The organism is Butyrivibrio sp. VCB2001, assembly GCF_000423965.1.
Lineage (GTDB): Bacteria > Bacillota > Clostridia > Lachnospirales > Lachnospiraceae > Butyrivibrio.
Genome location: NZ_AUIZ01000024.1, coordinates 1 through 25,330, shown reverse-complemented (window position 1 = coordinate 25,330; position 25,330 = coordinate 1). Strand labels below are relative to the sequence as shown.

The 25,330-nt window shown below is 44.8% G+C and carries 25 protein-coding genes; 5 read left to right on the top strand and 20 right to left on the bottom strand.

Features of this window, described 5'->3' with window-relative positions:
- Window positions 1-14: 14 nt before the first annotated feature.
- Window positions 15-1,529: an MFS transporter gene (locus tag G589_RS0116350; protein ID WP_026522891.1), complete on the bottom strand. Its 1,515-nt coding sequence runs from the start codon at window positions 1,527-1,529 to the stop codon at window positions 15-17.
- Between the two features lie 134 nt (window positions 1,530-1,663).
- On the opposite strand from G589_RS0116350, the gene G589_RS0116345 reads away from it, so the two are divergent.
- A complete protein-coding gene (locus G589_RS0116345) occupies window positions 1,664-2,863 on the top strand; it encodes an AraC family transcriptional regulator (RefSeq protein WP_026522890.1) in 1,200 nt (399 codons plus the stop codon).
- Between the two features lie 14 nt (window positions 2,864-2,877).
- Here the strand turns inward: G589_RS0116345 and G589_RS0116340 are convergent, their stop codons facing one another.
- Window positions 2,878-3,090 carry a PspC domain-containing protein gene (locus G589_RS0116340; RefSeq protein ID WP_026522889.1) on the bottom strand — a complete coding sequence of 71 codons (213 nt, stop codon included), beginning with the start codon at window positions 3,088-3,090 and terminating at the stop codon, window positions 2,878-2,880.
- Window positions 3,091-3,103: 13 nt separating this feature from the next.
- Window positions 3,104-3,301, bottom strand: a complete 198-nt coding sequence (locus G589_RS0116335; protein WP_022767578.1) for a hypothetical protein — start codon at window positions 3,299-3,301, stop codon at window positions 3,104-3,106.
- A gap of 146 nt (window positions 3,302-3,447) precedes the next feature.
- Between G589_RS0116335 and G589_RS0116330 the strand changes: the two genes are divergently transcribed.
- Window positions 3,448-3,687 (top strand): GIY-YIG nuclease family protein, encoded by a 240-nt coding sequence (locus G589_RS0116330; protein ID WP_022767579.1) that lies wholly within the window; start codon window positions 3,448-3,450, stop codon window positions 3,685-3,687.
- Window positions 3,688-3,787: 100 nt separating this feature from the next.
- Here the strand turns inward: G589_RS0116330 and G589_RS0116325 are convergent, their stop codons facing one another.
- The 4 genes from G589_RS0116325 to G589_RS0116310 form a co-directional block, all read right to left on the bottom strand.
- Window positions 3,788-4,171, bottom strand: a complete 384-nt coding sequence (locus G589_RS0116325) for a DUF1284 domain-containing protein (protein ID WP_035776441.1) — start codon at window positions 4,169-4,171, stop codon at window positions 3,788-3,790.
- A 72-nt stretch (window positions 4,172-4,243) separates the two neighbouring features.
- Window positions 4,244-5,647: an MATE family efflux transporter gene (locus G589_RS0116320; RefSeq protein WP_026522887.1), complete on the bottom strand. Its 1,404-nt coding sequence runs from the start codon at window positions 5,645-5,647 to the stop codon at window positions 4,244-4,246.
- Window positions 5,648-5,830: 183 nt separating this feature from the next.
- The gene (locus G589_RS0116315; RefSeq protein ID WP_242826470.1) at window positions 5,831-6,403 is read right to left on the bottom strand and encodes an NAD(P)H-dependent oxidoreductase; all 573 of its coding nucleotides are present in this window, start codon (window positions 6,401-6,403) and stop codon (window positions 5,831-5,833) included.
- A gap of 155 nt (window positions 6,404-6,558) precedes the next feature.
- The gene (locus G589_RS0116310) at window positions 6,559-7,341 is read right to left on the bottom strand and encodes a histidine phosphatase family protein (RefSeq protein ID WP_026522885.1); all 783 of its coding nucleotides are present in this window, start codon (window positions 7,339-7,341) and stop codon (window positions 6,559-6,561) included.
- Window positions 7,342-7,602: 261 nt separating this feature from the next.
- On the opposite strand from G589_RS0116310, the gene G589_RS0116305 reads away from it, so the two are divergent.
- Window positions 7,603-7,824: a hypothetical protein gene (locus G589_RS0116305; protein WP_022767585.1), complete on the top strand. Its 222-nt coding sequence runs from the start codon at window positions 7,603-7,605 to the stop codon at window positions 7,822-7,824.
- Between the two features lie 73 nt (window positions 7,825-7,897).
- On the opposite strand, the gene G589_RS20385 is transcribed toward G589_RS0116305, so the two are convergent.
- From G589_RS20385 to G589_RS0116285, 4 genes are all read right to left on the bottom strand, one after another.
- Window positions 7,898-10,069 carry a glycosyl hydrolase gene (locus G589_RS20385; protein WP_035776438.1) on the bottom strand — a complete coding sequence of 724 codons (2,172 nt, stop codon included), beginning with the start codon at window positions 10,067-10,069 and terminating at the stop codon, window positions 7,898-7,900.
- 16 nt (window positions 10,070-10,085) lie between these two features.
- A complete protein-coding gene (locus tag G589_RS0116295; protein ID WP_026522884.1) occupies window positions 10,086-10,922 on the bottom strand; it encodes a carbohydrate ABC transporter permease in 837 nt (278 codons plus the stop codon).
- Window positions 10,922-11,821, bottom strand: coding sequence for a carbohydrate ABC transporter permease (locus G589_RS0116290; protein ID WP_051192488.1), 900 nt, complete (start codon window positions 11,819-11,821; stop codon window positions 10,922-10,924). The genes G589_RS0116295 and G589_RS0116290 overlap by 1 nt, the downstream gene beginning before the upstream one ends.
- A gap of 81 nt (window positions 11,822-11,902) precedes the next feature.
- Window positions 11,903-13,258, bottom strand: coding sequence for an ABC transporter substrate-binding protein (locus tag G589_RS0116285; protein WP_026519244.1), 1,356 nt, complete (start codon window positions 13,256-13,258; stop codon window positions 11,903-11,905).
- A 115-nt stretch (window positions 13,259-13,373) separates the two neighbouring features.
- On the opposite strand from G589_RS0116285, the gene G589_RS0116280 reads away from it, so the two are divergent.
- Both G589_RS0116280 and G589_RS0116275 read left to right on the top strand, forming a co-directional pair.
- On the top strand, window positions 13,374-15,125 hold the full coding sequence (locus G589_RS0116280; RefSeq protein ID WP_196811904.1) for a cache domain-containing sensor histidine kinase: 1,752 nt from the start codon (window positions 13,374-13,376) through the stop codon (window positions 15,123-15,125).
- Window positions 15,118-16,674, top strand: coding sequence for a response regulator transcription factor (locus G589_RS0116275; protein ID WP_026522881.1), 1,557 nt, complete (start codon window positions 15,118-15,120; stop codon window positions 16,672-16,674). Before G589_RS0116280 ends, G589_RS0116275 begins: the two co-directional genes overlap by 8 nt.
- A gap of 10 nt (window positions 16,675-16,684) precedes the next feature.
- Here G589_RS0116275 and aat read toward each other — a convergent pair whose 3' ends face one another.
- The 9 genes from aat to G589_RS22160 all read right to left on the bottom strand — a co-directional run.
- Entirely contained in the window at window positions 16,685-17,344 is a 660-nt protein-coding gene (gene aat / locus G589_RS0116270; protein ID WP_026522880.1) for a leucyl/phenylalanyl-tRNA--protein transferase, read from the bottom strand.
- Window positions 17,345-17,350: 6 nt separating this feature from the next.
- A complete protein-coding gene (locus G589_RS0116265; protein WP_026522879.1) occupies window positions 17,351-19,579 on the bottom strand; it encodes an AAA family ATPase in 2,229 nt (742 codons plus the stop codon).
- A 1-nt stretch (window position 19,580) separates the two neighbouring features.
- Window positions 19,581-19,880: an ATP-dependent Clp protease adaptor ClpS gene (locus tag G589_RS0116260; protein WP_026522878.1), complete on the bottom strand. Its 300-nt coding sequence runs from the start codon at window positions 19,878-19,880 to the stop codon at window positions 19,581-19,583.
- A gap of 35 nt (window positions 19,881-19,915) precedes the next feature.
- Window positions 19,916-20,644 carry a DUF134 domain-containing protein gene (locus G589_RS0116255; RefSeq protein ID WP_026522877.1) on the bottom strand — a complete coding sequence of 243 codons (729 nt, stop codon included), beginning with the start codon at window positions 20,642-20,644 and terminating at the stop codon, window positions 19,916-19,918.
- A 75-nt stretch (window positions 20,645-20,719) separates the two neighbouring features.
- Window positions 20,720-21,955, bottom strand: a complete 1,236-nt coding sequence (locus G589_RS0116250; protein WP_026522876.1) for a glycerate kinase type-2 family protein — start codon at window positions 21,953-21,955, stop codon at window positions 20,720-20,722.
- 29 nt (window positions 21,956-21,984) lie between these two features.
- On the bottom strand, window positions 21,985-22,557 hold the full coding sequence (locus G589_RS21450) for an N-acetyltransferase (RefSeq protein ID WP_051192487.1): 573 nt from the start codon (window positions 22,555-22,557) through the stop codon (window positions 21,985-21,987).
- Window positions 22,558-22,561: 4 nt separating this feature from the next.
- The gene (locus G589_RS0116240; protein WP_051192485.1) at window positions 22,562-23,467 is read right to left on the bottom strand and encodes a patatin-like phospholipase family protein; all 906 of its coding nucleotides are present in this window, start codon (window positions 23,465-23,467) and stop codon (window positions 22,562-22,564) included.
- Between the two features lie 6 nt (window positions 23,468-23,473).
- The gene (locus G589_RS22165; RefSeq protein WP_196811903.1) at window positions 23,474-24,619 is read right to left on the bottom strand and encodes a tocopherol cyclase family protein; all 1,146 of its coding nucleotides are present in this window, start codon (window positions 24,617-24,619) and stop codon (window positions 23,474-23,476) included.
- Window positions 24,620-25,080: 461 nt separating this feature from the next.
- Window positions 25,081-25,330 (bottom strand): transposase (locus tag G589_RS22160; protein WP_026522873.1); only part of this gene is annotated, 250 nt, incomplete at its 5' end.

The window sequence follows — 25,330 nt, the reverse complement described above, 5'->3', positions numbered from 1 at the left end:
ACCTCTCCAGCTTTTTACTGACCCATTGCAGCCTTTTTCTTTTCGCCGATACTCTTCTGGATCTCTTCCATCTTCTCGTATGTGAGCTCGGAATTCTTCATTGCCAGAAGTGTGCAGATCCATCCAACAATAGGGAATCCAATAAGAAGTATTACGGTCATTATTCTGACATTGAAGGTAAGCGGATCACCCTGCTGAGGCGCTGTAGTTGTATATCCTATAAGTCCGATCATGAGTGTTGCAATAGTTGCACCAAAGGATGAAACTATTTTGTCAATGAAGCTGTAAGTAGCTGATACTGTCGCAGGCATGTATTTTCCTGAGCGATCCATCTCATAGTCAACAACATCCATTCTGAACGCGCTTGTCGATACAGAAACAACCATCTTCATTGCGTTATTGCCGAATGTAAAGAGTACATAAGTGATTGCCATGAGAACTGCTCCGGTTGATAAGTTGCCACCGAATACTGTTCCCACAAGAGTAGTAGGTGTAAATAAAAGATATACAGCAAATGCGATATTCAGTCCGATACAGTTCTTGGTCCAGTCGATCATGACCTTTCTGCTACCCTGTTTACCGGCAATCCTTGCACCAATGATCGCAAAAATAATGGACGGAAGCATTGCCACTGCGGAAAGAATTGATGATATAGCCATTGAGCCAAGCATAATTCCGTTAAGCATTGTGGATACTACCGCTGCAGAGCCTATTGTCTGTGCCAGCTTATCGGATGTTGCAGCCATGATGAATCTCTGAAGCTCTTTGTTTTCTTTGATCAGAGCCAGCATATCCTTAAAACTTGGCTTTTCATCGGTTTCGCCATCCTTTTTGATTCCTTCGAAATTCTCGGGAATGTCGTATGGAGCAATTCCTATGCATGCCAGAATGTAGAAAAAGAGTGAAACAAGTATTACTACTACATTGTAAGTTGCGAAGTATTCTGTTCCCTGAATGTTATTAAATCTTGGGAGAATTACAGCCGATGCCACAACGCTCATGATCATTGGCACCAGATATGAATACGCTGTACTCCATACACCGATTGTAGGACGCTGCTTAGGATCGTTGGTCAGAATGTTCATGTTGATCTGGCCGGCTATACTTACGAATGTATAACCAATGATGTAAATCACGTAGCAGAGGACAAAGAATGTTATTCCTGCTGCACCTGTAAGCGAAAGCTTTGCCCCTATATTACACATCAGTGTTGTAGCAATGGCCATTAGAAGCCATCCAAACATGATCGAGAATCTTACTTTTCCGAATCTTGAATTGAATCTTTCAAGGAAAAAAGCTATTACCGGATCTGTAATTCCATCCAAAAGCCTTGATCCTGTGATAATAAGTCCTGTAACTGCAACAAGAATTCCAAAGTTGGAATTTCCAATATATGTTGCGCCATTCATCAGCAGATAAAATGCCATCTGCCCTGCACCTGTCATCATTGCAAGCGCAATATGCCAGGTTTTAGCTCTTTTATAGGTTACCCCATTTTCTTCTCTTATCAGAGATTTGTCCTTACCCATTATTATTAACCCCTTTCAGTTGCATGATAATCTTTGAAAGCTTTCCTGTTATGGTCATGGTATCATTTAGTTTTACAATATGTTAGAATTATTTTATCCCGATTAGTATTATTTTATTGTTTTGAGGAATAAATATGGACCACACTCTTTTTTCAGCTCTTTTAAAAAACCTGCTCTCTGTGGATGTCACGGATGCAACAGACATGGACAGCTCTCTTGACGCCTTTGAAAAGAAATACTGCTTTAGCATCAAGATGCAGCCCATGTTTACAAACGATGCTCTTTACTATCTTCTGTCCTCCTCCAAAGCAAGCATGATCTATGAGCTCATAGACCAGCTCGGTATCTGCTTGTCTTTTTTTACGTTTGATAACAGGATTTATATAATCGGGCCTTATGTAAAAGAAAAATACTCAGAGCTTAAGATAGAGACCGTACTTGCAAAAAACGATGAATCCTCATCCAAATCATTGGCGTTTAAGCTGTATTACACAGCATTTCCCATTGTGTATACCGAGCAGATTACCAGTGTTGTAAATAAATGCATAATCTCTTTTTCCCCTACGGAAAGTGAGTATTCATACAGAAGACTATCGGGATTTATTCAGGATGTATCTGAAGAAGATGATAAGACAGAACTGTCCGAGAAGAATTACAGTGAAATCTACAAGCGATATGATCAGGAAAAACAGTTCCTATCGATGATAAGAAACGGCGATACCAAAAACATCCTGTCCGCATTTGAAAAAATGTCCAGCCCTGAGGTCCTTTCCGTATTTTCGAAAGAGAGCCTTAACTACTATGCCTCGGGCTATGGTCTGGCAATACTTAAAGCTCTTTCCAGAAAAGCTGCGGAAGAATCAGGTCTTTCGGTCATTACAATAGATGAGATAACCCAAAAATACACCCAGCTTTCATCAGCCACAAACAACGCCGATCTTCAGGTCCGCTATCAAACCGATATGATTGTTGAGTTGACAAAGGCGGTTCACAATCACAAGCTGTCTCTGGACAAGTATTCTCCATCAATTCAGAAAGTCCTTGAGTACATTAATCTGCATCTCGGGGACCATATATCAAACGAAGATCTCTCAGCAAATGCTAATATGTCCATATCTCACCTGTCAAAGGTATTCAAAAAAGAAACCGGTGAAACCATGACCGAGTACATCGCCCTTATGCGCTGCAAAAAAGCTGCCAACCTCCTGAAGAAGACGAATCTTCCAATCCAGGAGATCAGCAGCTACGTCGGTTACTCCGACAATAATTACTTCGTTAAAGTATTTAAAAAGAACTATGATATGACGCCTACAGAATTCAGAAAAGCCAACTGATCGGTGCGCTTTTCTTATTGCTGCTGGTCGTATTTGCTGACATAATCAGGGCGATTATCCATAATGAATGTAAGGATAATGTAAAGCGGAAGTCCTATGCCTCCGGACAATGAGAATACTGCCCAAAGAACTCTTACAATTGTAGGATCCCAGCCGAAGTATTCAGCAACACCGCCACATACACCAAAGATTCTTCTGTCATTGCTTCTGTACAATTTCTTTTCCATCACACGTACCTCCTTAAAGTTCGGTTCCATCAACATCAATCACTTCAATTCTCTCATTATCTCTTTTCTCTATGTTCTGCCTGTTCTTGGTGGCAGCCAGGGCAAAGACTATTGCCAGTATGTCATCAACAGGTCCTGGTAAAAGATCCATCGGAGAGATAACGTAAACAATAAGCAGCGCAACTAAAAATCCCTTCCAAAAGTTGCTCATAAGCTTCCCCCTTCCTAGTACCGGTTGCTTTGTTACAAGTTTATTCTATAACCGAAGACGGAAAGGTTACATCCATTTTTTGGCGTATTTTTGTGTCTTATTTTACATTTTTGGAGGGATAAACTCAAATCTGATATAATCAGCCTATGAAACACTATGCTTATATCGTGGAATGCGCAGACGGCACCTACTACTGCGGATACACAAATGATCTGGAAAAGAGAATAGAAACACACAACCGGGGCAAAGGCGCTAAATACACAAAGCCCCGGCTCCCGGTTGTATTGGTTTATTTTGAAGAATTTGAAACTAAGGAAGAAGCCATGAGTCGCGAGTGGCACTTAAAACAGCTCACCCACGCCCAGAAGCAGGCTCTTATAAAATGAGTCAACGGGGACGTTTCAGTTTGTCTCATTTTGAGTCAACGGGGACGTTTCACTTTGACTCATTGCATACAATGAGTCAATGGGGACGGTTCTCTTTGACTCACAGCTCCTTCTCCTTCGGTCTGCAGATATAGTCCCAGCTGCAATCGCCGCATATACTGCTACGAATCCCCTTGTCTATAATCTCTGACTTAACTAGCTGCGTGAATTTGGCAAAAGAGATTTCTTCTCCCTCTTCTAAGTTACAGGCCTTTAAGACTTCCTTGTCATATCTTGTTACTTTCTCAAGGGTAGTGCAACTTCCACCTTCATTATTAGGGCAGTTAGCGCAAACAACGTCTGTTGCTACAGTAAGCTTCACGGTAGTCTCAGGCTCTTTTTCTAATTGCCTTATAATCCTGCCCATGTGATCCGTGAAATCCTCGCTATAACCCTTTCCTTCATAAAATTGAAAACACATCCCGTGATGTGGCCTAAGTTCCATAACAATCTCCCTGTTTGAATAGCTTTTTCAAGATTGTATTATAGCACTTATGCGCGTTGGCTGGACATTTCTTCAGGCTGCTTCCTCGGCCTTTACAAACTGCAGAGAGCTCTCCTCTTTCTCTTTTAACTCCCTAAGCATAATTGCGGACATGATGACAACTGCAACCATGGAGCCGATATCTGCGATTGGTGCGGAGTACAGCGCGCCCTCAACTCCGAAGAATATAGGAAGTACGATTGCCAGCGGAACACTCAACACAAATTCCCTAAGGAGCGAAAGCCCCATGGACATTACGGGTTTGCCCAGCGCCTGAAGGAAGACACTAACTGACTTCTGAATGCATGTGAGCACGATCATTGACAGGAAAAGTCTGAATGAAAGCACTGCAAACTCGTTGTAAAGGCCATCCTCGCTTCCGAAAATAGCTGTGATCTGGAGCGGAAATGCCTCGAAGAGGATAAACGCCACAAGTCCGACAATTGCCTCAGCTTTTACTATAGTTAAAAAGAGCTCTCGAACCCTCTTATACTCTCCGGCGCCATAGTTATAGCCGATTACAGGCTGTGAACCGGCTGCAATGCCGATGCATACTGATACTACAATCTGGAATACCTTCATAACAATTCCCACAACCGTAAGCGGAATATCTGCGCCATACTTACTCATAGCGCCGTATTTTACAAGGATATTGTTCATAACGCCCATGATCACAACGATTGAAATCTGAGTCAGGAAGCTGCTGATTCCAAGAGGCAGGAACTTGCCAATGATATCACGAGATGGCACAAAGCTTCTGAGCCCAAACTTAACGGACTTCGCCCTTGTAAGATAAACAAGTCCGCAAATTGCAGTAACAATCTGACCGGTTATAGTTGCAAGCGCTGCGCCCTTCATGCCCCAGCCAAGCGCAAAGATAGCGATCGGATCAAGGATAACGTTGATGATACATCCAAGAAGTGTAGTGATCATCGCAAATTTGGGACTTCCGTCTGCCCTGATAATTGAATTAAGGCCATTTCCAACAACAAAGAATGGAATGCCCATAATAATGAAATTAAAGTACTCGCTGGCGTAGGCAAAGTTGTTCTCAGTTGCGCCAAACGCAAGCAGGATCTGTGATTTGAATATTGCAAAAAGAGCTGTCATCACAATTCCGATAATAACAAGAAGCGTCAGCGCATTTCCCACGCTTTTATTAGCGCTCTTAAGGTCCTTTTTCCCCTGACAAAGGCTCAAAAATGCAGCACAGCCATCGCCAATCATAAGTGCCACAGCCAAAGAGATGACAGTTATAGGGAAAACAACGTTGGTTGCGCCATTTCCAAGGTAACCGATTCCTCTTCCGATAAATATCTGGTCCACAATGTTATAAAACGCGGATACCAGTAGAGACATAATACAAGGAATAGAAAACTTCAAAAGAAGCTTGCCAATCTTCTCTTCTGCAAGATATCTGTTTGTGTTCTGATCCATAAAAACCTCCATAAAAAAATACGCATGCGAAGGTCTTCACTTTCACACGCGTACAGTTACAACCAGGCCGTCTGTTTTTCTTTTGCAGACAACCAAATATTCATTTCTAAACTTCAGTTTAAAATTTTACTGATTTTATTTGCCTCATGTAATAGTCATGTTTCACAAACATTTTTCGATTTTCTAAAAAGTCATGCGCAGAATTTCTTCCTCTGCAACCTTCATGATCGCGTCAACATCAGCGCCGTAAATATCAAGGCCAACAGCTTCAATCTTCCTGACATCCTGAATTCCATAGTAGTTCTGAGCCAGGGCTTTAACATAACCGAATCCATACTCATCCGGCGCGAAGTCGCCTCCGGCGGTTGTTACGTAAAAGACCTTTTCCGCCTTGCACAGTCCTACAGGAATGCCCTTTTCATTGTATTTAAAGGTTACACCCAGGACATTTATCTGCTCAAAGTACTGCTTAAGAGATGCAGGAAAAGACAAATCCCAGTAAGGCGCAGCTATGACAATGGTTTTGGCTTCTGCAAACTGCCTTGCAAGGTCACAGACAGGGTTTGCGAAGTCTTCGGCGGCGATAAGGGCATCTCTCATCCTGAGAAATGCTTCATCTACTACCGGAAAAGAGATTTCTTCAAGCTTTACTTCATCAAATGGCTGTCCAATCTTATCAAGCAGCTTATGCGTAAGCCTCAGAGTCCTTGAATCACTACGTACACATGCATTAATAAAAAGAATCTTCCTACTCATCATCATTCCCTCACATTATGAGTCATCGGGGAGTCAGTGGGGACGGTTCTCTTTGACTCCTTTTTTTCGATAATCAAGAAGTATAAAAACCCAAACAAAAGGAGTCAAAGAGAACCGTCCCCACTGACTCCCCGATGACTCAAAACCAAATCAATTCAGTGTCTCTCATTTTCGTTTTCAAATCTCTCGCAGAATCTTGCAGAAAAAGATGGTTCTTCATTACCTACAGTCAAATGAGTAATATCACCAATTCTCAGTGTCCTGAAGATCGCAATTCCTTTTTCCCTTTCCTCCGTCACGATTTCTGTAAGCGATGTCGGAGCCATGGCTAGGAACTGCATCGGAATAAATGGCGATACATTCCAAAGTCTCGATAACAAAACGCATGTTATTCCAAAATGGCAGAAGAATGCTAGCACTTTTTCATTCCCGGCATTGACTTTATATACATTTCCATTCCTCTCATAGCCCTGATTTTTAAGAAACTCATCAAAGCAATCAATCACATGATCATAGATTTCCAAAATATTCGATGCCTTTGCCACCTCACTATCACGCCAGGCCTTTGCATCAAACACTTCCGGATGCTCAGCAAAATAAGAAGGCATCATATCCCAGACGATGCGCTTCTCATAAGTCCCATCACTGCCTATCTTAAGCTCGTTCTTATAAGCCCCTCTCGTCTCCGAGTCCGCCTTATTTGCATCAAAATATGCCGGAAACTCCTGAAGCCAGTCCAAAACCTCTGCTTCCATCCCCAGCTCTTTTAACGAATAATCAGCTGTAGCTCTGGCTCTGCCAAGGGGCGAAACATACGCCTCATCAATCCCAAAACTCTTAATCTGCTTAGCAAGGAGCTCAGCCTCAACCTTGCCTTTATCTGTCAGGCCATCAATCTCGTAATTGGGATCTCCATGCCTAAATATCAGTATTCTCATAATTTGTCACCTCATACCTATTATACATATTTCTGTGAGTGAGTGGGGAGTCAGTGGGGACGGTTCTCTTTGACTCCCTTTTTTCGATAAATAAAAGGCATTAAACGCCTAAATAAAAGGGAGTCAAAGAGAACCGTCCCCGGTGACTCACAACTCACGAAAAACCGATTTTATACTTTTTTTATTTATCAGCCACAAAACAAACATATTAAGTTTGTAGAATGTTCATTGTGAGTAAAAACACAAAAGGGGATTACTAATATGAACAGACTTGAAGCAGCAATTGCTGAATTCGTAGGAAATTACACCAGAAGGCGCGGATATCCGCCCACAGTGGAGGAGCTTATTTTGAACTTTGGTACCTTTAAGATCATGGTTGCCATGTTCTACGTGCTTAACCTCTACAGAATAGGGATGATCAGAAACTCCCTGTTCTTCGGCGTTGGAGATCTCAAGCTGATTCCGGTACGAGTTAAAAACTAAATATAGAACAACTAAATAAGTGCCTCCGCTGATAACAAAACACAGCGCGAGGCACTTTTCATTATAATCCAGCTCACATGCCGGCAACTACAACAATTCCATGCGTGTTTGGAAGTGTCAGGTCAAAGAACCAGTCGTCTCCATCCACGGTAAAGTCCGAAACCTCTCGCACTTCGCCGCTCAGCGTATCGCAAATCACGGGCTTTGTTAGGCTTCTTACTCTCACCCGGATCTCCTCTAGCTCTTTTCCATAATTCATAAACAACGTTCTACGCTCATCACCAGCAACGTAGGTGTTAAACATAACTCCGGAAATATCTTCCCCGGTATGTACATACGGATCTATCAGATAATCCCCATAGGACATATGATTATTGATAGTTCTGCTTGTTCCGCTGATAATCTCAACATCCCGTACTATCGCATCTCCGATTATATCGGCAATTCTTCGAATCTCATTCCCGGATATCACAGTGCACCTGTCACGGATTTCATCAAAAATCTCCTGCACTTCGGCATCTTCTGCGGTACATACACCCATCTCCGAAATCTCCTTAACGCAGATAATACGTCCGCCGCCGATAGCAAAGTCCTTAACAATACGCGCAGCCGAAACCGGAAGGACCTTACAATACGGTAGTATCAGAACGATAAATCTCTGACCCGTAAGCCTATTCTCAATCGCCCCCTTCTCAGCCACAAAGTTCTCACATGCATCCCTATGAAGCACCTCAAAATCCATGTTTTCACACAGAAGTGTATTCATGAGAAGCTGTTCGCCCTGATCAATCCTTCGAGCCCTTTCACTTTTAAGTACAGGCCCTGAAATAAACGCATGCGTAAAAAGATTATCCGGCTGATAATCCAGCAAAAAGCTGTCCAGCGGATGGTAGACCAGAATATGCGCATCATTATAACCATCAGTCAGAGCATAGTGAAGCCTTCTGGTCATTCGATTAGCTTCTGCCATCCTGTCAAACCCCTTCCACTGGAAGAACTGGGATGGTGGCCAGTCATTCTTTCGCTCGCCTCTGTCTGAGTAGAAGAATCCATGGTTTATTATGGTTTGCATTCCCATTTGGAACATCCAGGTTATCATCCTGATGTACTCCTCATAAGTCATATCCCAGCCACAGCCGGCAAAAACCTCCACAGCCGTGCGTTCCTTTCCATATGAATGCGCAGCACTTGATGCAAACTTGATATTGAGGCTTCCAATGCCCTTTCCAAGGTGATCAACACCTGCAACATCCATATGGCGATATTGCCTCAGATAATCTCCGCTGTATCTGGCATGCCCATAAATAGACTCCTCTCCCAAAAGGTGCGCAAAGAGTTTAAGCTTATGTTCATTGCACCACTTCCTGATCACTTCAAAATAGTTCATTCCGTACATTTCAGCGATCAGATTGTAGTAGTCTATCCTGAGTCTCCCTGCTCTCTCACCCTCAAGCGGAAGCAAATACAGGCACTCCATAATGTCATACCCGTAAGTCTCTTTAAACAGCTCAGGAATTCTCTTGTCCCACACAAACGCATGGCTCATGCGGGTTTCATCATTAAAAACAGTTGTTATTGTATTCCCAAAACAGTCACCATAGCGCTCAGCATACAGCTCATAGGTCGACTTAAGGAAAGCCTCTGTCGCCTCTTTATTTATATAGCTTATTTCCTCATCACCGCCATTATCATAGCTGCGGATCTGCACGCGAACTATATAACAGACAGCATCGCGATCGGATTTAAAGCAGAGCTCCGGGCCAAACAGATAATTCTCTTCAAATGGCGCCAGGTCAATCAGATCTCCACTCTCCTTATCCACTATATAAAGAGCCAGCGCAAACATTCTCTGCGCCTTGAACACCGAACCTGCCGGAATCTCATGAGTTTCAAAAACCAGGTAATGCTCCCTGAAATCCTCATTCCTTGTAAGACTCCTTCCACAGGTTCCTGCCGGCCAGTCTATTTCGTCATACAGCCACATGGGTTCACCGGACTCTTTTTTGTAATCCACCACAGTCTTTATGTGGTCAAACCACTCATCGTCCAAATATCCACCGATAAACCCCTCTCCTCCGTTTGTTCTGGCATGAGGATTGCAGCTTTTTACGCCCACTTCGCTCATGAGGCGCAGCTGTCTTACAAGTTCCTCATTCTCCAGCTTGTCATTCCAGAACCACAGCGGACACTGGGCTTCATCCAGGCCCTTTACTGATTCCGGGTTTTTCCAAATTTCTCGATCCATAAAAGACCTCTTTTCATCATCCCTTTACAGCTCCGGCAGCAATGCCGTTTACAAACTGCTTCTGAAGCAGCATAAATACTACAATTAGCGGTAATGCACACAAAACACAGGACGCAAACAGCACGTTCCACTGCGCCGGATTCTCTTTATCCCCAAGGAACTGTATCATTCCAACCGGTAGCGAGTAGTGTGCCCTCTTGGACACAAAGACCATCGGGAAGAAATAATCGTTCCAGATCCAAAGGCCCTGTGTGATCACACAAGAAACAGTCGCAGGCTTGAGCAGCGGAAATACCACTTTGAAATATCTTGTCCAAAGACTTGCGCCTTCCATATACGCCACTTCTTCAATTTCAACAGGAACACCCTTCATGAATCCTGTAAAAAGAAATGTCGAAAACGGCAGTGAACATGTGATAAACATGATCATCGGAGTAAATCTTGAATTCGGAATATTAAGCCTGCCAAAAACCTGAGCTACAGGCACAATTACCATCTGTGCCGGAATTACAAGTCCTGCGATAAAGAAATAATACAGGAAACGACTGCTCTTTCTCTTTATTCGTGCAATTGGATACGAAGCCATAGTCGCAATGAGAACAATCACTATTACAGAACCTGCGGTAGTGATCAAACTGTTCGCAAACTCAGTCATAAAGCCCATCTTGGTAAAGGCAGTGCGATAGCTCTCAGGAGAAAACTCAATAAAGAGCTTCAACGGAGAGGTCATGTTCTCAGGCTTTCTAAAAGAGCTCGAAAGAACGATAACAAGAGGCGAAATTGATACCACGCTATATATGATGAGAAACAGATATGCAGCTATGGTACCGGCCTTTATTTTTCCATTCTTCATTACAGTTCCACCTCCCGTTTGTTCATAAATATCAGCATTCCTATGGTAATCGCGATAATGAGCACAAACGAAACAACGCTGTAAGCGCTTGCTTTACCCATCATCTGATTGTTGAATGCTGTCTGGAATATTACAAACATGAGGGTCTGTGTGGATTTTCCCGGGCCTCCGTTTGTCATGATAAACGCATAGTCGAAGGCCTTAAGACCACCAATGATGCTCAGTACAACATTTATAGTTATAGTCGCCGAGATAAGAGGAAGCTTGATCTTCCTGATAAGCTCCCACTCGGAAGCACCGTCTATCTTACCTGCTTCAACAAGGCTCTCATCTATTGTCTGAAGGCCTGCAAGGTAGATGATCATAGTTGTTCCGACATTCTTCCATATATCAACTATGATAATTCCGTACAGAGCCCATTTGAAATTTCCAATCAGGTTAAAAGAGCTTCCGTCAAGCCCGACAGCATCCATAACAGACGAGATCATACCTGACCCCGGCATATAGACGTAAGACCAGATAAAGCCTACTACTATCGCACTGAACAGCGCCGGAATATAACATATTGTTCTGAAAAGACCTTTAGCCTTAATGCTCAGATTTAGAAGAAGGGCTAGGACAAGTCCCAGCACATTGGTACACAGTACATTTACAGCCGTATATATCAGCGTATTCTTAGTGGCGTTAACGAGTGAGCCATCCTCCAGAATTCGCTTAAAGTTCTTTATCCCAACAAAATCGTAGTTATAGTCAATACCGTTAAAGTTTGTAACACTGTAAAAGAACATCTGAAGAACCGGATAAACCCAAAAAACCAGAAACAGCAAAAGCGCCGGCACAACAAATAAGTACATACGATCTGGCATGACCAAAGATGCGCCACGTAATTTTTTTCTCATTACTATCCTCTTTCCTTTTTAAAAAAGTGCCGTAAACAGGAGATATACGGCACTTTTTCTTTATTTTTTTGCAAGATGTGATTACTGATCCAGCAATTCCTCAAGCTTATTCTGCATTCCGTTTGTGATATCGGGAACTGTAGTGCCCTGTCCGCCGATCATGCTTCCGAACAATGCTTCCATCTCGTTCTCTGTTCCTGCAGGCCAAGCCTGATTGCACCAGTACCATGCCTTGCCCTGGTTGTAAAGGTTCATGAACTCATCATACATAGGGTCGTTCTGGTCTGCGCCATATCCATAAGTGATAAGAACGTTTCCTGTGCTTGCAAATGCCTGATATACAGGAGACTCACCGTCAAACCAGTAATTGAGGATTGCCTTAACTTCGTCAGGGTGCTTGGTTCCTGAGTATACTGCCGGTCCGCCGCCAGGAGCCATTGAAGCGTATGTATCACCATTTACTGCAGGAAGAGGGAAATATCCTCTCTCAAAGTCAGCAGCGCCTGCTGCGCAAAGAGCTGAAGCATTAAATGAACCATCAAAGGTCATGGCAGCTTCTCCGTCAACAAACATCTGGATACTCTGTGCTGCGCCAAGTCCAAGTGAAGAATCAATAACGTAGCCTTTTTCATAGAGTTCACCATACATTGAGAGAACCTTGTCCCATGTTCCCTCATCAGTGAAGTGTGTCTCACCTGTGCGGAGCTGGTCATCATAATTGCCATTCTGAGGATAGATCTCATTTGCAGCGATCTGATATAGACCAAACTGCATTACGTAAGCATCCTTATCTCCCATTACGATTGGCTGAATTCCTGCATTCTTAAGAACTTCACAGCAGTTGAGGAACTCATCCCAGGTCTTGGGAACTGTCAGGTTGTTGTCTTCAAACATCTTCTTGTTGTAATAGGTTCCAAGGATTGAAACGCCCTGTGCTACGCCGTAAACCTTGCCGTCATAGCTGAATGCTTCCTTAGCTGCATCACCGGCTTTATCAAGGAACTCAAGATCTGAAATATCCAGAAGATATCCTGCCTTGGCAAGCTCGATTACAGAATTGGATCCTGCGTATTTGGGCTGAACCAGAATGATGTCAGGACACTCACCTGATGCAAGCTTTGTTTTAAGTGCTGTGTAATACTGATCATCAGGGAGCTTCGTCACTTCAAGGTCAATATTAGGAAACTTCTCTTTTACCAGTTTGGGAAGAACCTCTGTCTCAAAATCCCCCTCAGTTGCAACACCTGAGAACATCATTGTCAGAGTGATCTGCTCATCACTACTTGCATTATCCGAAGTATCAGCCTTTGCAGTCTCGGTAGTCTGCTGAGTAGCTGCTCCGCTATCAGAAGTTGCAGGTTCAGCGCTGCCACAGCCGGTAATAAGTGTTCCCAGCATGCTGCAGGCAAGTAACAGTGAAATCATTTTCTTTTTCATATCACACCTCCGTTCTTTTGTAGTTTCATATTATCATTTCGATAGTGTACATATTCGCAGACATATAGTATACTTATTTTGGATTTTGAGTTCACTGCAATTATGGGGTATTAATATGAAACTACGAATGAGATTCTTTCTAATATATTTTCTATGCTCTCTGCTTATGCTCTTTGGCGCTATGCAGTACTTTATGTACAGGTACACCCTTGTCAGTACCGAGAAGGCCAATCAGATGCTTGAAAACACAATGTACTCCGCCACTGCCCAGGTGGAAAATATGGTGGGAGCCATAACCAACGCCACCTATCTTTTTCAGGCAAATGGCACAACTTCAGGAAGCATCATAGATGAGCTGCAGAAATATAAAGATATGAACTATGACATGTCCTACTATGATCTTTATACCAGCAGACAGAACATCAAGTACATCTGCCAGACACTCCTTATTTCCAACCCCAATATCAACGGAATCTTCGTTATACTGGCCAACAATCAGACCCTAGGCTGGAGCAACGGAATCGATTTTGACTACAAATACAAACCTGCCGAGGATGACTGGTACAAGGAAACTTTAGACCTCCACGGACGTCTTTATATAAGTGATCTATCCAAAAAAGACTTCTTCCTGGGCGCAGGGGAATCAGTCTTTTTCGCAAAAGCGCTTCATAACATCTATACCAATGACTATCTGGGAACCGTGCTTATAGACTGCTCTCCTGAAATTTTTAACCTGAGTTCTGTAAACATGCTGCCTTCGGATATCTACATTTCACTGACTGACGCTGATAACCCGGACAGCATCTACTATGCCAATACAAAAACTCCTATCAGAAAAGAGCAGTTTGAAGACGATCCACTCTTTATATCAAAGGACATACTCAATGGCAATTTTACCATGAATGTAGCCATGAATCACGATTACTTCGCCGACAACGTAAACAGCGCAACAAGGCAGATGTACCTCGTTGCAATGGCGATCATGGCGGTTCTGGCGCTTGTATATATACCTCTCCTTAACGGAGTTATCAAACCGATCAGAAAGCTCACCAATCACATGCATGCCACACACTTCAGACAACCTGCCAACATGCCCAAATACAGCAAGCGCAGCGATGAGATTGGTCTGATGTACAGGGAATACGACGCGGTTGTTAAATCGCTTAATGAATATATCCGCAAAGACTATCAGAACAAGCTGGCCACGATGGATGCTCAAATGCGTGCCTTGGAAGCGCAGATTGACGCGCATTTCCTCTTTAACACGCTGGAAACCATCAACAGTATCGCTGAAATTGAAGAAGTTGAGCCCATCCAGACCATCTCCATGGCTCTGGCCAACATGTTCCGCTACAGCATCAAGACTCAGAGTGAACTGGTTCCTCTTAGAGACGAGATCAATCACATTAAAAATTACATATCCATTCAGAATATCCGCTACGACAATCGCTTTACTGTAGATATTCAGATTCCGGAAGAGACGCTGAATGAACGTGTCCTAAAGCTCATCCTTCAGCCTGTTATTGAAAATTCTATCAACCACGGCTTTAAGCGCTGCCAGATCAGGGGCAAGATCCTTATTGAAGCTTATACCGACGATCTAAACCTCTACATCCGTATCTCTGACGACGGCGTCGGAATGAATGAAGCTCAGCTCGAGAAACTGAAGAACCTTCTTAACTCCAAGCCCGCTGTTGAAGAACTTGGAAAAAGAGTATATGAAAGCATCGGCATAAAGAACATCAATTCACGTATCCAGCTCTACTACGGAACCATGTACGGATTGGATGTAGACAGTGTAGAGAACGAAGGCACAACTGCGCTGATAACAGTACCTCGCAAACAGGAAAGGAAACAAAATGTATAGCTATATAGTAGTTGACGATGAACCACTTACCAGAAAGGGCACAATTAAAAAGCTCTCCTCTCTTGGGGATAAGATAACCTGTGTCGGAGAAGCCGGAAACGGCCTTGAAGGTCTCGATCTTATTGAAAAAGCTCATCCCGACATAATCATCACTGACATGAACATGCCCGAGCTTGACGGAACCATGTTCCTTATGGAGATCAGGAAAAGACTGCCTCTCATCCCCATCATAGTGATAAGCGGTTATAAGGATTTCGAGTATGCCCAGAGTGCCATCAAATCCAATGCCTGCAAGTACATCTTAAAACCTTTTTCCAAGGAAGAGATAATCGATGCAGTAAACGAGGCCATTGAATCAATAGAAAAAGAACAGGCGCAAACAGACTATATCAGCAGAATCTCGGAGGAACACGAGAACATCAAGCTTCAATATGATCTGGATGCCATGTCCTCTATAATCATGGGATATCAGGTGGATGATAAGGCTTTTTACTCCATGCGCATCATGAATTTCCTAAAGGCTGATGAGTCCTATTATCTCATGCTCATCTCATCGGAAACGGTGCTTTCCGAGGCCACCATAAATAACTTCATAACCGAAAACGAAATGGCTGATATGTGCATCCTTATACCTCAGCCCAACAATAACTGCCTGAACACGCTGATCTGCCGCATATCACAGGAACTTCCGGGAGATGGCAAGCCCTTCATGAACAAGATTGCCTCCTCCTTTATTCAGTATGTTGAGGAATTGCAGGGAGCTCTTTCTATCGGGATCAGCGCAGCTCACAATTCGCTGAGCGATCTCAGAAGCGCATATCTTGAAGCCGGAGAAGCTCTTAATTCAATTACATTCGACACAGAGAACAACTTCTATTTCTACAGTCCCTTCCGCCCCGCCACATCAAGACTGAACTGGCCTATGGAGGAGGAATTCCTGTTCAGAGTAGAAAACGGAGAAACTGCGCCTGTCTTAAATCTTCTATACAACCTATTCGAGGAGATCCGTGCCATGGAAGGTGTAACCCTTGGAGATGCCAAGGAATACTGCACCTATCTTATAGGAGAGGGAAAAGAGATATTAAGGAATGTCATGCCTATAAAGCAGAATGGTTCAAGCAACTCCAACGCTATAATGGAAACCATTTTCTCTTTTGCCGAGCTGAAAAAATTCATGACAATCTTTTTTACCAACATCCCAAATGCCATTTCATCGCAGAAAAAAGAGGATAATGAGGATGTAATAGAAAAGATCAAAGACTATATAGACAAAAAATACTATAACCCGCTCAACCTGGACTTCATAGCAGGACTCTTTTACATGAATCCCAGCTATATCAGTCATCTGTTCAAAACCAGAACCGGCGAGACCTTCAGCAATTATCTGACAGATGTGCGAATCGCCAAGGCCAAATATATGCTCAAATCCACGGCCAAGAAGCCCTATCAGATTGCCAAACAGGTGGGTTATGACAATGAAAAATACTTCTTCCGGATTTTCAAAAAAGAAACCGGAATGACTCCCGAGGAATATCGAAAACTGGAGTAATTCCGGTTATTTAAGATTTTGTTGTTCCTTTTTTCACCAGCTCCATGTAATCCTTATAGCTAATGCTCTCTCCTCCCATACTCTCAAGATGATCCGTATGGAACTGACAGTCAATCAGCAGATATCCGTTCTCGGAAAGTATCTGTGCAAGGCCTATCAGCGCTATCTTGGAGCCGTTCTCCATATCCGAGTACATGCTCTCGCCAAAAAAGCATTTGCCCAGGTTTACGCCGTACAATCCGCCGGCCAAAGCCCCGTCAATATATGCTTCAACACTTAGCGCAAGTCCCCGGGATGCAAGCTGCGCGTAGGCTTTTTCCATATCAGTTGTTATCCATGTCCCTTCCTCGGTGGACTCTCTCTTTTCCCTGCACCGGTGCATGGTGTGGGAGAAATCCCGATTCAGCTCTACCCGAACCTCATGCTTTCTCATGAATTTCTTCATAGAGTGCGAAACATGGATGTTCTCCGGCCTTATGATGTACCTCTCCTTCGGGCACCACCACAAAATGGGATCGCCCTCGTTGTACCAGGGGAAAATCCCATTAGAATACGCCAGCACAAGCCTTTCTACCGACAGATCTCCGCCGATTGCCAGAAGTCCGTCCTCCCGTGCAAGCGTAGGCAGGGGAAAAGATATTTCTTTGTCATCAAGTTTGTAAACAGGCATTACGGATCACTTCCTCGCGGTTTTCGAAGATTCTATCGAAAATTCTTTGCCCTTGGCTGAAAGCTTGATCTTTCCGCCGTTCCTTAGCCTTCCAAATAAAATCTCATCAACAAACAGCGGTTTTACGTCGTTTCTGATTATCCTGTCAATCTCTCTTGCGCCAAACTCCTGGCTGATGCCCTTTTCCTTCAAAAGATCTTTTGCCTTCTTATCCGCAGAAAGAGTGATCTTCTTAGCCAGTAGCTGCTCCGAGAGCTCTTTTAACTTCTTATCAACAACTCTTGTGGCCATGTCATCGTCCATGCTGTTAAAGACAACAACCTTGCTGAGCCTGTTCCTGAACTCGGGCTGGAAGGTGTTCTTGACCGCCTCTGTCAGAACGCTCTCATCCATGCTGGTGCTGATAAAGCCGATTCCGCTCTTTCCGAGCCTGTTGGCACCGGCATTCGAGGTCATGATGATCAAAACGTTCCTGAAATCAGCCTTTCTGCCCTGGTTATCCGTCAGAGTCGCGTAGTCCATCACCTGCAACAGCACGTTGTAAATGTCGGGGTGAGCCTTCTCAATCTCATCAAGAAGCAGTACACATGAAGGATTCTTCCTGATCGCCTCAGTCAGAATTCCGCCTTCCTCATAGCCCACATATCCTGCAGGCGAACCGATCAGCTTAGCCACAGCGTGCTTCTCGCCGTACTCACTCATATCGAAGCGGATCAGCTTAACGCCCAGCTCCTCGGAAAGGGTCCTTGCGATCTCAGTCTTTCCGACACCCGTAGGTCCCACAAACAGAAGGCTCGCAAGAGGCTTGCCATCCTCGATAAGCCCAGCCTTTGAGAACTTCACGGCATTTACCACCTGGCTGATCGCCTCATCCTGGCCGAAAATCTTAGTCTTTATGCGCTTCTCAAGAGTCTCAAGGCCTGCAGCATCATCAGTATCCACAGTCTCTATAGGCACTCTGCAGACACCCGTAAGAATCTCGTTTATAACGTCCTTGTCCACGGTCTGGACCTTCTTGTCCTGTGGATGGAGCTTCCTGTAGGAGCCGGCCTCGTCAATCAGGTCGATGGCCTTATCCGGCAGAAAACGCTCGTTTATGTACTTCGCGCTCATCTTAACGGCGTATTCCATGATGCCCTTGGCATACTTAACGCCGTGATACTTCTCGTACTTGGATTTCAGACCGTTCAAAATGGCCACAGTCTCTTCCTCAGTGGGCTCCTTGATCTCAACGTTCTGGAACCTTCTGACCAGTGACTTGTTCTTTTCAAAGTATTTCTTGTATTCCTCGAAGGTCGTAGCCCCGATGAATCTGATATGGCCGTCGGTCAGATAGGGCTTTAGCATGTTTGATGCGTCAAAAGAGCCTTCTCCTACCGCACCTGCACCGGAGAGATTATGGATCTCGTCGATGTAGATTATGGGCTTCTCCTCTTTTCCGATCTCTGAGAGGACCTTCTTGAATCTCTTTTCAAAGTCGCCCCTGTACTGGGTTCCGGCCAGCATACCTCCAAGGTCTAGGGAAAAGACCTTTGCGCCCTTAATAGCATCCGGAACATCGCCTGCTTTCAGGCGCTCCACGAGACCATAGGTTATGGCCGTCTTACCGACACCGGTTTCTCCGATGTGGAGCGGATTATTCTTGTCTTTCCTGCAGAGGATCTGGATGGTTCTCTCAAGCTCTTTCTCACGCCCGATCAAAGGATTAACGTCTTTTAACGTATCATTAAGGCACGGGGCAAAGAGGCTTATCCCGGCCTTGTCCTCTTTTGCTTTGATACTGCCGTCGACATCCTCGGAAATCTCTTCATTATCTGATTCGATGATCGCCATCTCCTGAAGCACGTCGGCTTCGCTAATGTCCTGCTGTTCCATGTAATAAACAGCGTAGCTGTTCTCGAGATTCCAGATGGCATGCACCAGGTGGCGAACGTGGATCTTGTCACAGCCGCTGCTGTAGGCACTCTGGCCTGCAAAGCTGATTATAAAGTTCGTCCCAATGGAAAGCTCAGGCTGGCCATTCTCAGACTTATCCACGTATTCTGCGATATATTTCCTGAGATTGCCATCAAGCATTCCTAAATCTCCGCCGCACTCCTTAAAAGCCTCAGCGAAGGTATCATCGTCAAGGATCATCAGAAGGACGATCTCGGGAGTTACATATTCATACTGATTTTCTCCGGCAAATGCAACAGCTTTCTGGAAAACCAAAGATGCTTCTTTTGAAAGATCCATATTATGCCTCCTCCACTGTCATTCTGAAGGGAAATCCCTCTTTTTTGGCTCTGGCAAGGGCTTTGTTGACCCTGGTAACAGCTATGTCGTATGGGTATCTTCCCACAACTGCCTGTCCGTTTTTGTGAACACCCAGCATTATGGCCTCAGCACTGACGGGATCCTTATGGAAAATGTCCACAAGAACAGAAACGACAAAATCCATGGTGGTGAAATCGTCGTTTAACATGATCACGTTATACTGCCTGGGCTCTTTGATCCTGCTATAGGTCTTTTCCTTAGTCTGGCTTCCTGTCGCCATGTCTTTTCCTGCCTCCTGATGTTAAGGCGTATCAGTTAGTGATGGCATCCGCCGTGTCCGCAAGACTCGCCTTCTGCATGCTCGTGGCCGTGGTGGTCGCAGTTAGCTTCGCTGCTGGCTTCCAGAGTTCCTGCAATAAGAGCATCAACTGCAGCATCTGTGCTTCCGCTTACACCTGCATAGAGCTTTATTCCCGCTTCCTCAAGGGCACGCTGTGCTCCTCCGCCGATTCCGCCACAGATAAGTGTATCTACCTTGGCGATGTTAAGGATTCCTGCAAGAGCGCCACATCCTTCACCGTTTGTGCCAAGGATCTTGGAATCTACAACCTTGCCATCTTCTATATCATAAACCTTAAACTCTTCTGTTCTTCCAAAATGTCCAAAAACATTCCCTTTATCATATGTTACCGCTACTCTCATCATCTTGTCTCCTTTTTTCTTCATACTTACTTTTAATCCATTTCTCTCACTGTCAATTTCGATGTTGCCACCAGCTATACGAAGCCTCTTACCTTCCACAATAGCGCTGATCATCTTCTTCCTGGCACTCTCATACATGGCTGTCACTGTGGTTCTCGCAACACCCATTCTCACTGCGCATGCCTCCTGATTGAGTCCCTCATGGTCAAGAAGCCTTATGGTCTCATATTCATCGAGAGAAAGCACAATGGTCTCCAGCTCATCCATATCCGCATCCTCGGGGATAAAGCTGTAATGGTCCGGGAAATTCCAGATTTTTCTGCACTTTGTAGCTCTTGGCATAATTTTCCTCCATTAATCTAAATTGACATATGTCAGTTTGAATATACAACTCATTCTGACATATGTCAAATATAATCAACCTATCAGCGCCACTGAGAAATCATTTACATTGGTGCCTGTAGGGCCGGTCTTGATTAGGCCTTCACACGCATCCAATATATGATAACAGTCGTTATCCTCAAGCATCTGCTCGAATCTGGCAAAAGAAATCCCGGCGTCCGCCAAGCTTTTCATAGTATCTCCGTCGACATAGCCCCCGGCTGCATCGGTAGGACCATCGGTTCCATCGGAACCCACACTGAAAACAGCCACATTCTCAAGCCCAGCTATAGCCGTGGTTGCGCCACAGGCAATCTCTTGATTGCGCCCACCAAGGCCGTTACCCTTCAAATGTACAACCGTCTCGCCACCCAGAATATACGCAGTTTTCTCTCCGTCACATGCGTGAGAATATGCTATCTCTCCCAGCATCCTTCCAACTTCTCTGGCTTCTCCCATCACTCTATCAGTCAAAAAAACAGTCCTGTATCCCAGTTTCTCGCAGCATTGTCCAGCGGCCTTACACAGCTCTTTTACACTACCGATCACTACGTTAGTCGCGTTGTCAATCTCCTTGGGCGTCTCAGCTTCCAGGAGCTTCTCAGCCTCCTCAGAGAGCTTTATCCCATATTTCTTCACTATTTCTTTTGCCATTTCACAGGTACTGCTGTCGGGAACAGTAGGCCCCGAAGCGATCATATCCAGCGGATCTCCCACGATATCCGAGAGTATTATGCTATAGACCTTTGCCGGCGCTGCAATCTCTGCAAATCGCCCTCCCTTTACTCCGGAGAGCCTTTTCCTTATGGTATTGATCTCATTTATATCTGCTCCGCAAGCCAAGAGCTGTCCTGTTATGTCCTGAAGCTCCGGAAGATCCACCAAAGGCTTCTCAAACAGCGCACTTCCGCCTCCTGACAAAAGAAACAGTACCGTATCCTCGGAAATCAGACCAGCCACCAGTTCCAGCACCTTCTCAGTAGCCTTTACACTGTTTTCATCGAGCACAGGATGTCCGGCCTCATAGCACACTATATCGGCAAGCTCGCCCTTAACATGCCCATACTTGGTGATCACTATGCCCTTCTTATACGAAACATGCTCCGAAGCTGCCTTCGCCATACTATAAGCCGCCTTTCCGACAGCAACAATATAGATGTTTCCTGTCAGTTCCGCATCCTCCAGCGCGCGCACCACCGCTTCTTCCGGCATAACAGCGCCAATCGCCTGCTTTATGATCTTATCCGCATCGCTTCTGAGCTTATAATTCATTTCTTCCCCATCTCTTTTATTAAAAAAAACTAATTCTCACTATTAATGAGTTTGATATTTGCATCAAACATCTTCTTTGGCAGTACTGCTCTGTAAAAAGACTGATAGGCTTCCCACATGGCACTCCGGTCTAAACTGCTACTTCCTCCGATACTAATTATGATGAAAGGCACGCCAAAGCACCTGACTCTCACCCCGGTATCTGAGCATCCGTTCCTGAAGTAGAACGAAACACGCCTCTCCTGAATCTCTTTTTCCTCTGAAGACTCAGCATAAATTGGGTCTTCGACCTCTGCGATGATCATCTCAGCATCGGTGATATGGTCTCTTAGAAGCTTGAGAATATCGGCGCCTCTGCCCTTGTTTCTCTCTTTGGGATAAACTGCCAGATAGTCGACGAGATATCTTTTTCCCTGCTTTACTAAAAAGGTGTAGCCCAAAAGTCCTGCGCCGTCTGATAAGCCGAGGCACTCATAGATGCCCTCGTCCAGGGCCTTCAGGATCATCTTGAGGGGTTTGAGTTCATCTTTTTTGAAATCATGGACCATTCTCTCCTCGTAAAGAGAAGCGACCCGGTCTTTATCAAGTGTTATCAGCTCCATCCCATCACCTCAGATACTTGTTAAGCGCAAAGAGACTGTTCTTGGCGTCGTTATAACCAAGCCAGTACAGGTGACCAAGCTTGTTCATATTGCTCTCCACACGCTTGACCGTAACGTGCTCGGAAGGCGCAATCACGAAGATCCTGCCCTCTTTCTCCAGCCTGTCTATCTCATCGCACTCCTTGTTGTAGTCTGCGCCCATGGACATCAGCTTTTTTGCAAACTCAGGATTGTCTTTGTAAAAGCGCTCAGCGTAGGTCTTCGAGGACTCTTTCTTCCTGTAGCCCCTCTCTCTTGTCTTTATTACAACTATGTTCTCATACCCCTGCTCAATGGCCCATTTGTAGGGAATATGGCAGCTACAGCCGCCGTCAAGGCACCTCTGGCCATCAACATCTACCATTGGCGATACGTAAGGCATTGACGCTGAGGCCTTAATTGCGCTTAAAATGTCTTTGCATTTGCCCTTCTCGAAATACACGGTTTTACCGGTGTCACAGTCCGTAGCCACTGCTATGAATCTCCTTTGTGGGTCGTAAAACGTGGTTTCATCGAGCTTTCCAAGCTTCTCATTTGGCCTGATGGCAAAATCAATATTCAAGGGACTGTGAGCATGAAGCACGGCCTGAGCACCGATATAATCCGGGTCGTGCCTGAACTCCAGGTTACATCTGGCAGACCTTCCAATCTGTCCGGAAGCGTAGTTGAGCGCCGCCATTGCTCCGGCACTGACTCCGATCACGCACTCAAAATTCAGGCCATTCTCCATCATGAAGTCCATAACGCCCTGATTGTACATGCCTCTGAATGCTCCGCCCTCAACAACAAGGCAGCCCTTGGTAAGCTGCCCTCTTGCGTGTCCGGTCGGTATTTTATCTAAATCTTTGTAAACATTTCGTCCGTGACTCATGTCACCTTACTCTCCGTATTCTCCGTATTCACAGCCAATGTGCGTAGCTTCCACTTCGTCTACCAAAACCAGCTCATCGCCTTTTTTGTCATATAACTTAATCGTGCCCCAGCCATTTCCGCCGTTCCAAAGATGATTGTGGTTCTTCTGGCCGTCAGGTGACTCATAGTTGATAAAGAGCATGTCTTTCTTTAGACAGTGAACCTCAGTTTCCATCACTGCCTTGATGTTTTCCTGCCTTACATGCCAGATAACTTCATCCTCTTTTTCCTCGAAGCTAAACTCAGTTTGAACGAGGAGATGAAGCTTTGAGAAGTTGAAGTCATACTCTTTTCCCTCATAATAGAACACGCCCAGAAGCCTTCTGTCCAGCGGTACAAAATAGATCTTCGGTCTTCCGCCACCGATATCAAAAACGCTGTTCTTTAGCTGTTTTCCGGTCTTTTTGCTGACCAGACAGTTCGAGGATAGCCATACCCAGGGACTTGTGAAATCTCTTCCCCAGTTTTTGTCGGCATATCCATAGCTCTTTTCCGGAGTAACGATGTACTTCCTGCCGTTGAACGTGATCGTTCCGCCATAAGCACTCTTCATGCCCTCTGCGTGCCAGTACATGGCAAAGGCTTCCGCATCCCTTAAGGGCTTACTTGCACCATAGCCTACGTTGAAGGCGATCTGCTTGTCGATGACCAGGTCAAAAGAGATCTCGCCTGCATCGCTCATTCTCTCAGGAAATGCAGCTGCTGCTTCCTTTGATACAGCGATATGCCCCTTCAGGGCAGACTCGGACGCAAGGCAGTCGTCTGCTGTTATCTTATACGGCGCACTACCGTGAATCTTAACGTCTTTTAAGGAAAAGAATCTGTGGAGCTGGCAAGCATCTTCGCCCCAGGTCCCGGCTTTCACCATCAGATACGACGGGCGTTTTCCCTCTTTTTTATTCTTGGGAAGCTGTCCCAGCACGGGATCATCCTCCGCAAGCGCAGGATTACAGATAAAGAATTCAATAAAGAAAGGCTTATCCTCTCCTGTCTGCGCATCCTGTGCTGTAAATGAATGCCACCACCAGTCATAGCCCTGATGCGCTAGCGGCCCATGTAGCATAAATGCGTCTCTTCTCTTGCTGTGTATGTTGAATCTATCTATTGCCATAACTATCCCCTCACTAAAAAAATGGAGCATACGGGAAGCGCTCTTAAATACGCTAATGCCCCAATTCGTGATTATTTATATTATATCACTAAAAGCTGCGTCTCTATTTGGGCGTGGCATCTTTTGTCATGTCCCGGAGACCATATCCTTCCGTTTTGCCACAGATTCTGGCTAGCAAAAGACTCTTGTGCTTGATTTTTTCATGTCCCAGAGGCTGTATCCTACCGTTTTGCCACAGATTCTGGCTAGCAAAAGACTCTTGTACTTGATTTTTTCATGTCACGGAGACCATATCCTGCCGCTTTGCCACAGGTTCTGGCCAGCCACAGACTCTTTTACTTGATTTTTTCATGTCCCGGAGACCGTTTCCTACCGTTTTGCCACAGATTCTTGCTAACAAAAGACTCTTGTGTGGTCAAGTCCTTTTTTGTGTGTAAATTACCTTTAGGTGTTAATCAGCGTTATGCCGCCAATAGCTTCAGCTGTTCGTCGGCTATTTCCTTAAGTTGTGGAATGTAATCATCTATCGATTGTAGCAGTTTTGTGGGATAACCATAATTATGTACTGAAGCGAATGTTTCGTGAACATCCATAAGCACGCTTCCCATGATCCTTATTACCGAAGCCTCATTAGGAAATACTCCGATTACCTTTGAACGGCGCTTTAATTCGCGATTCAGGCGTTCTATATGATTCGATGTTCGATGAAAT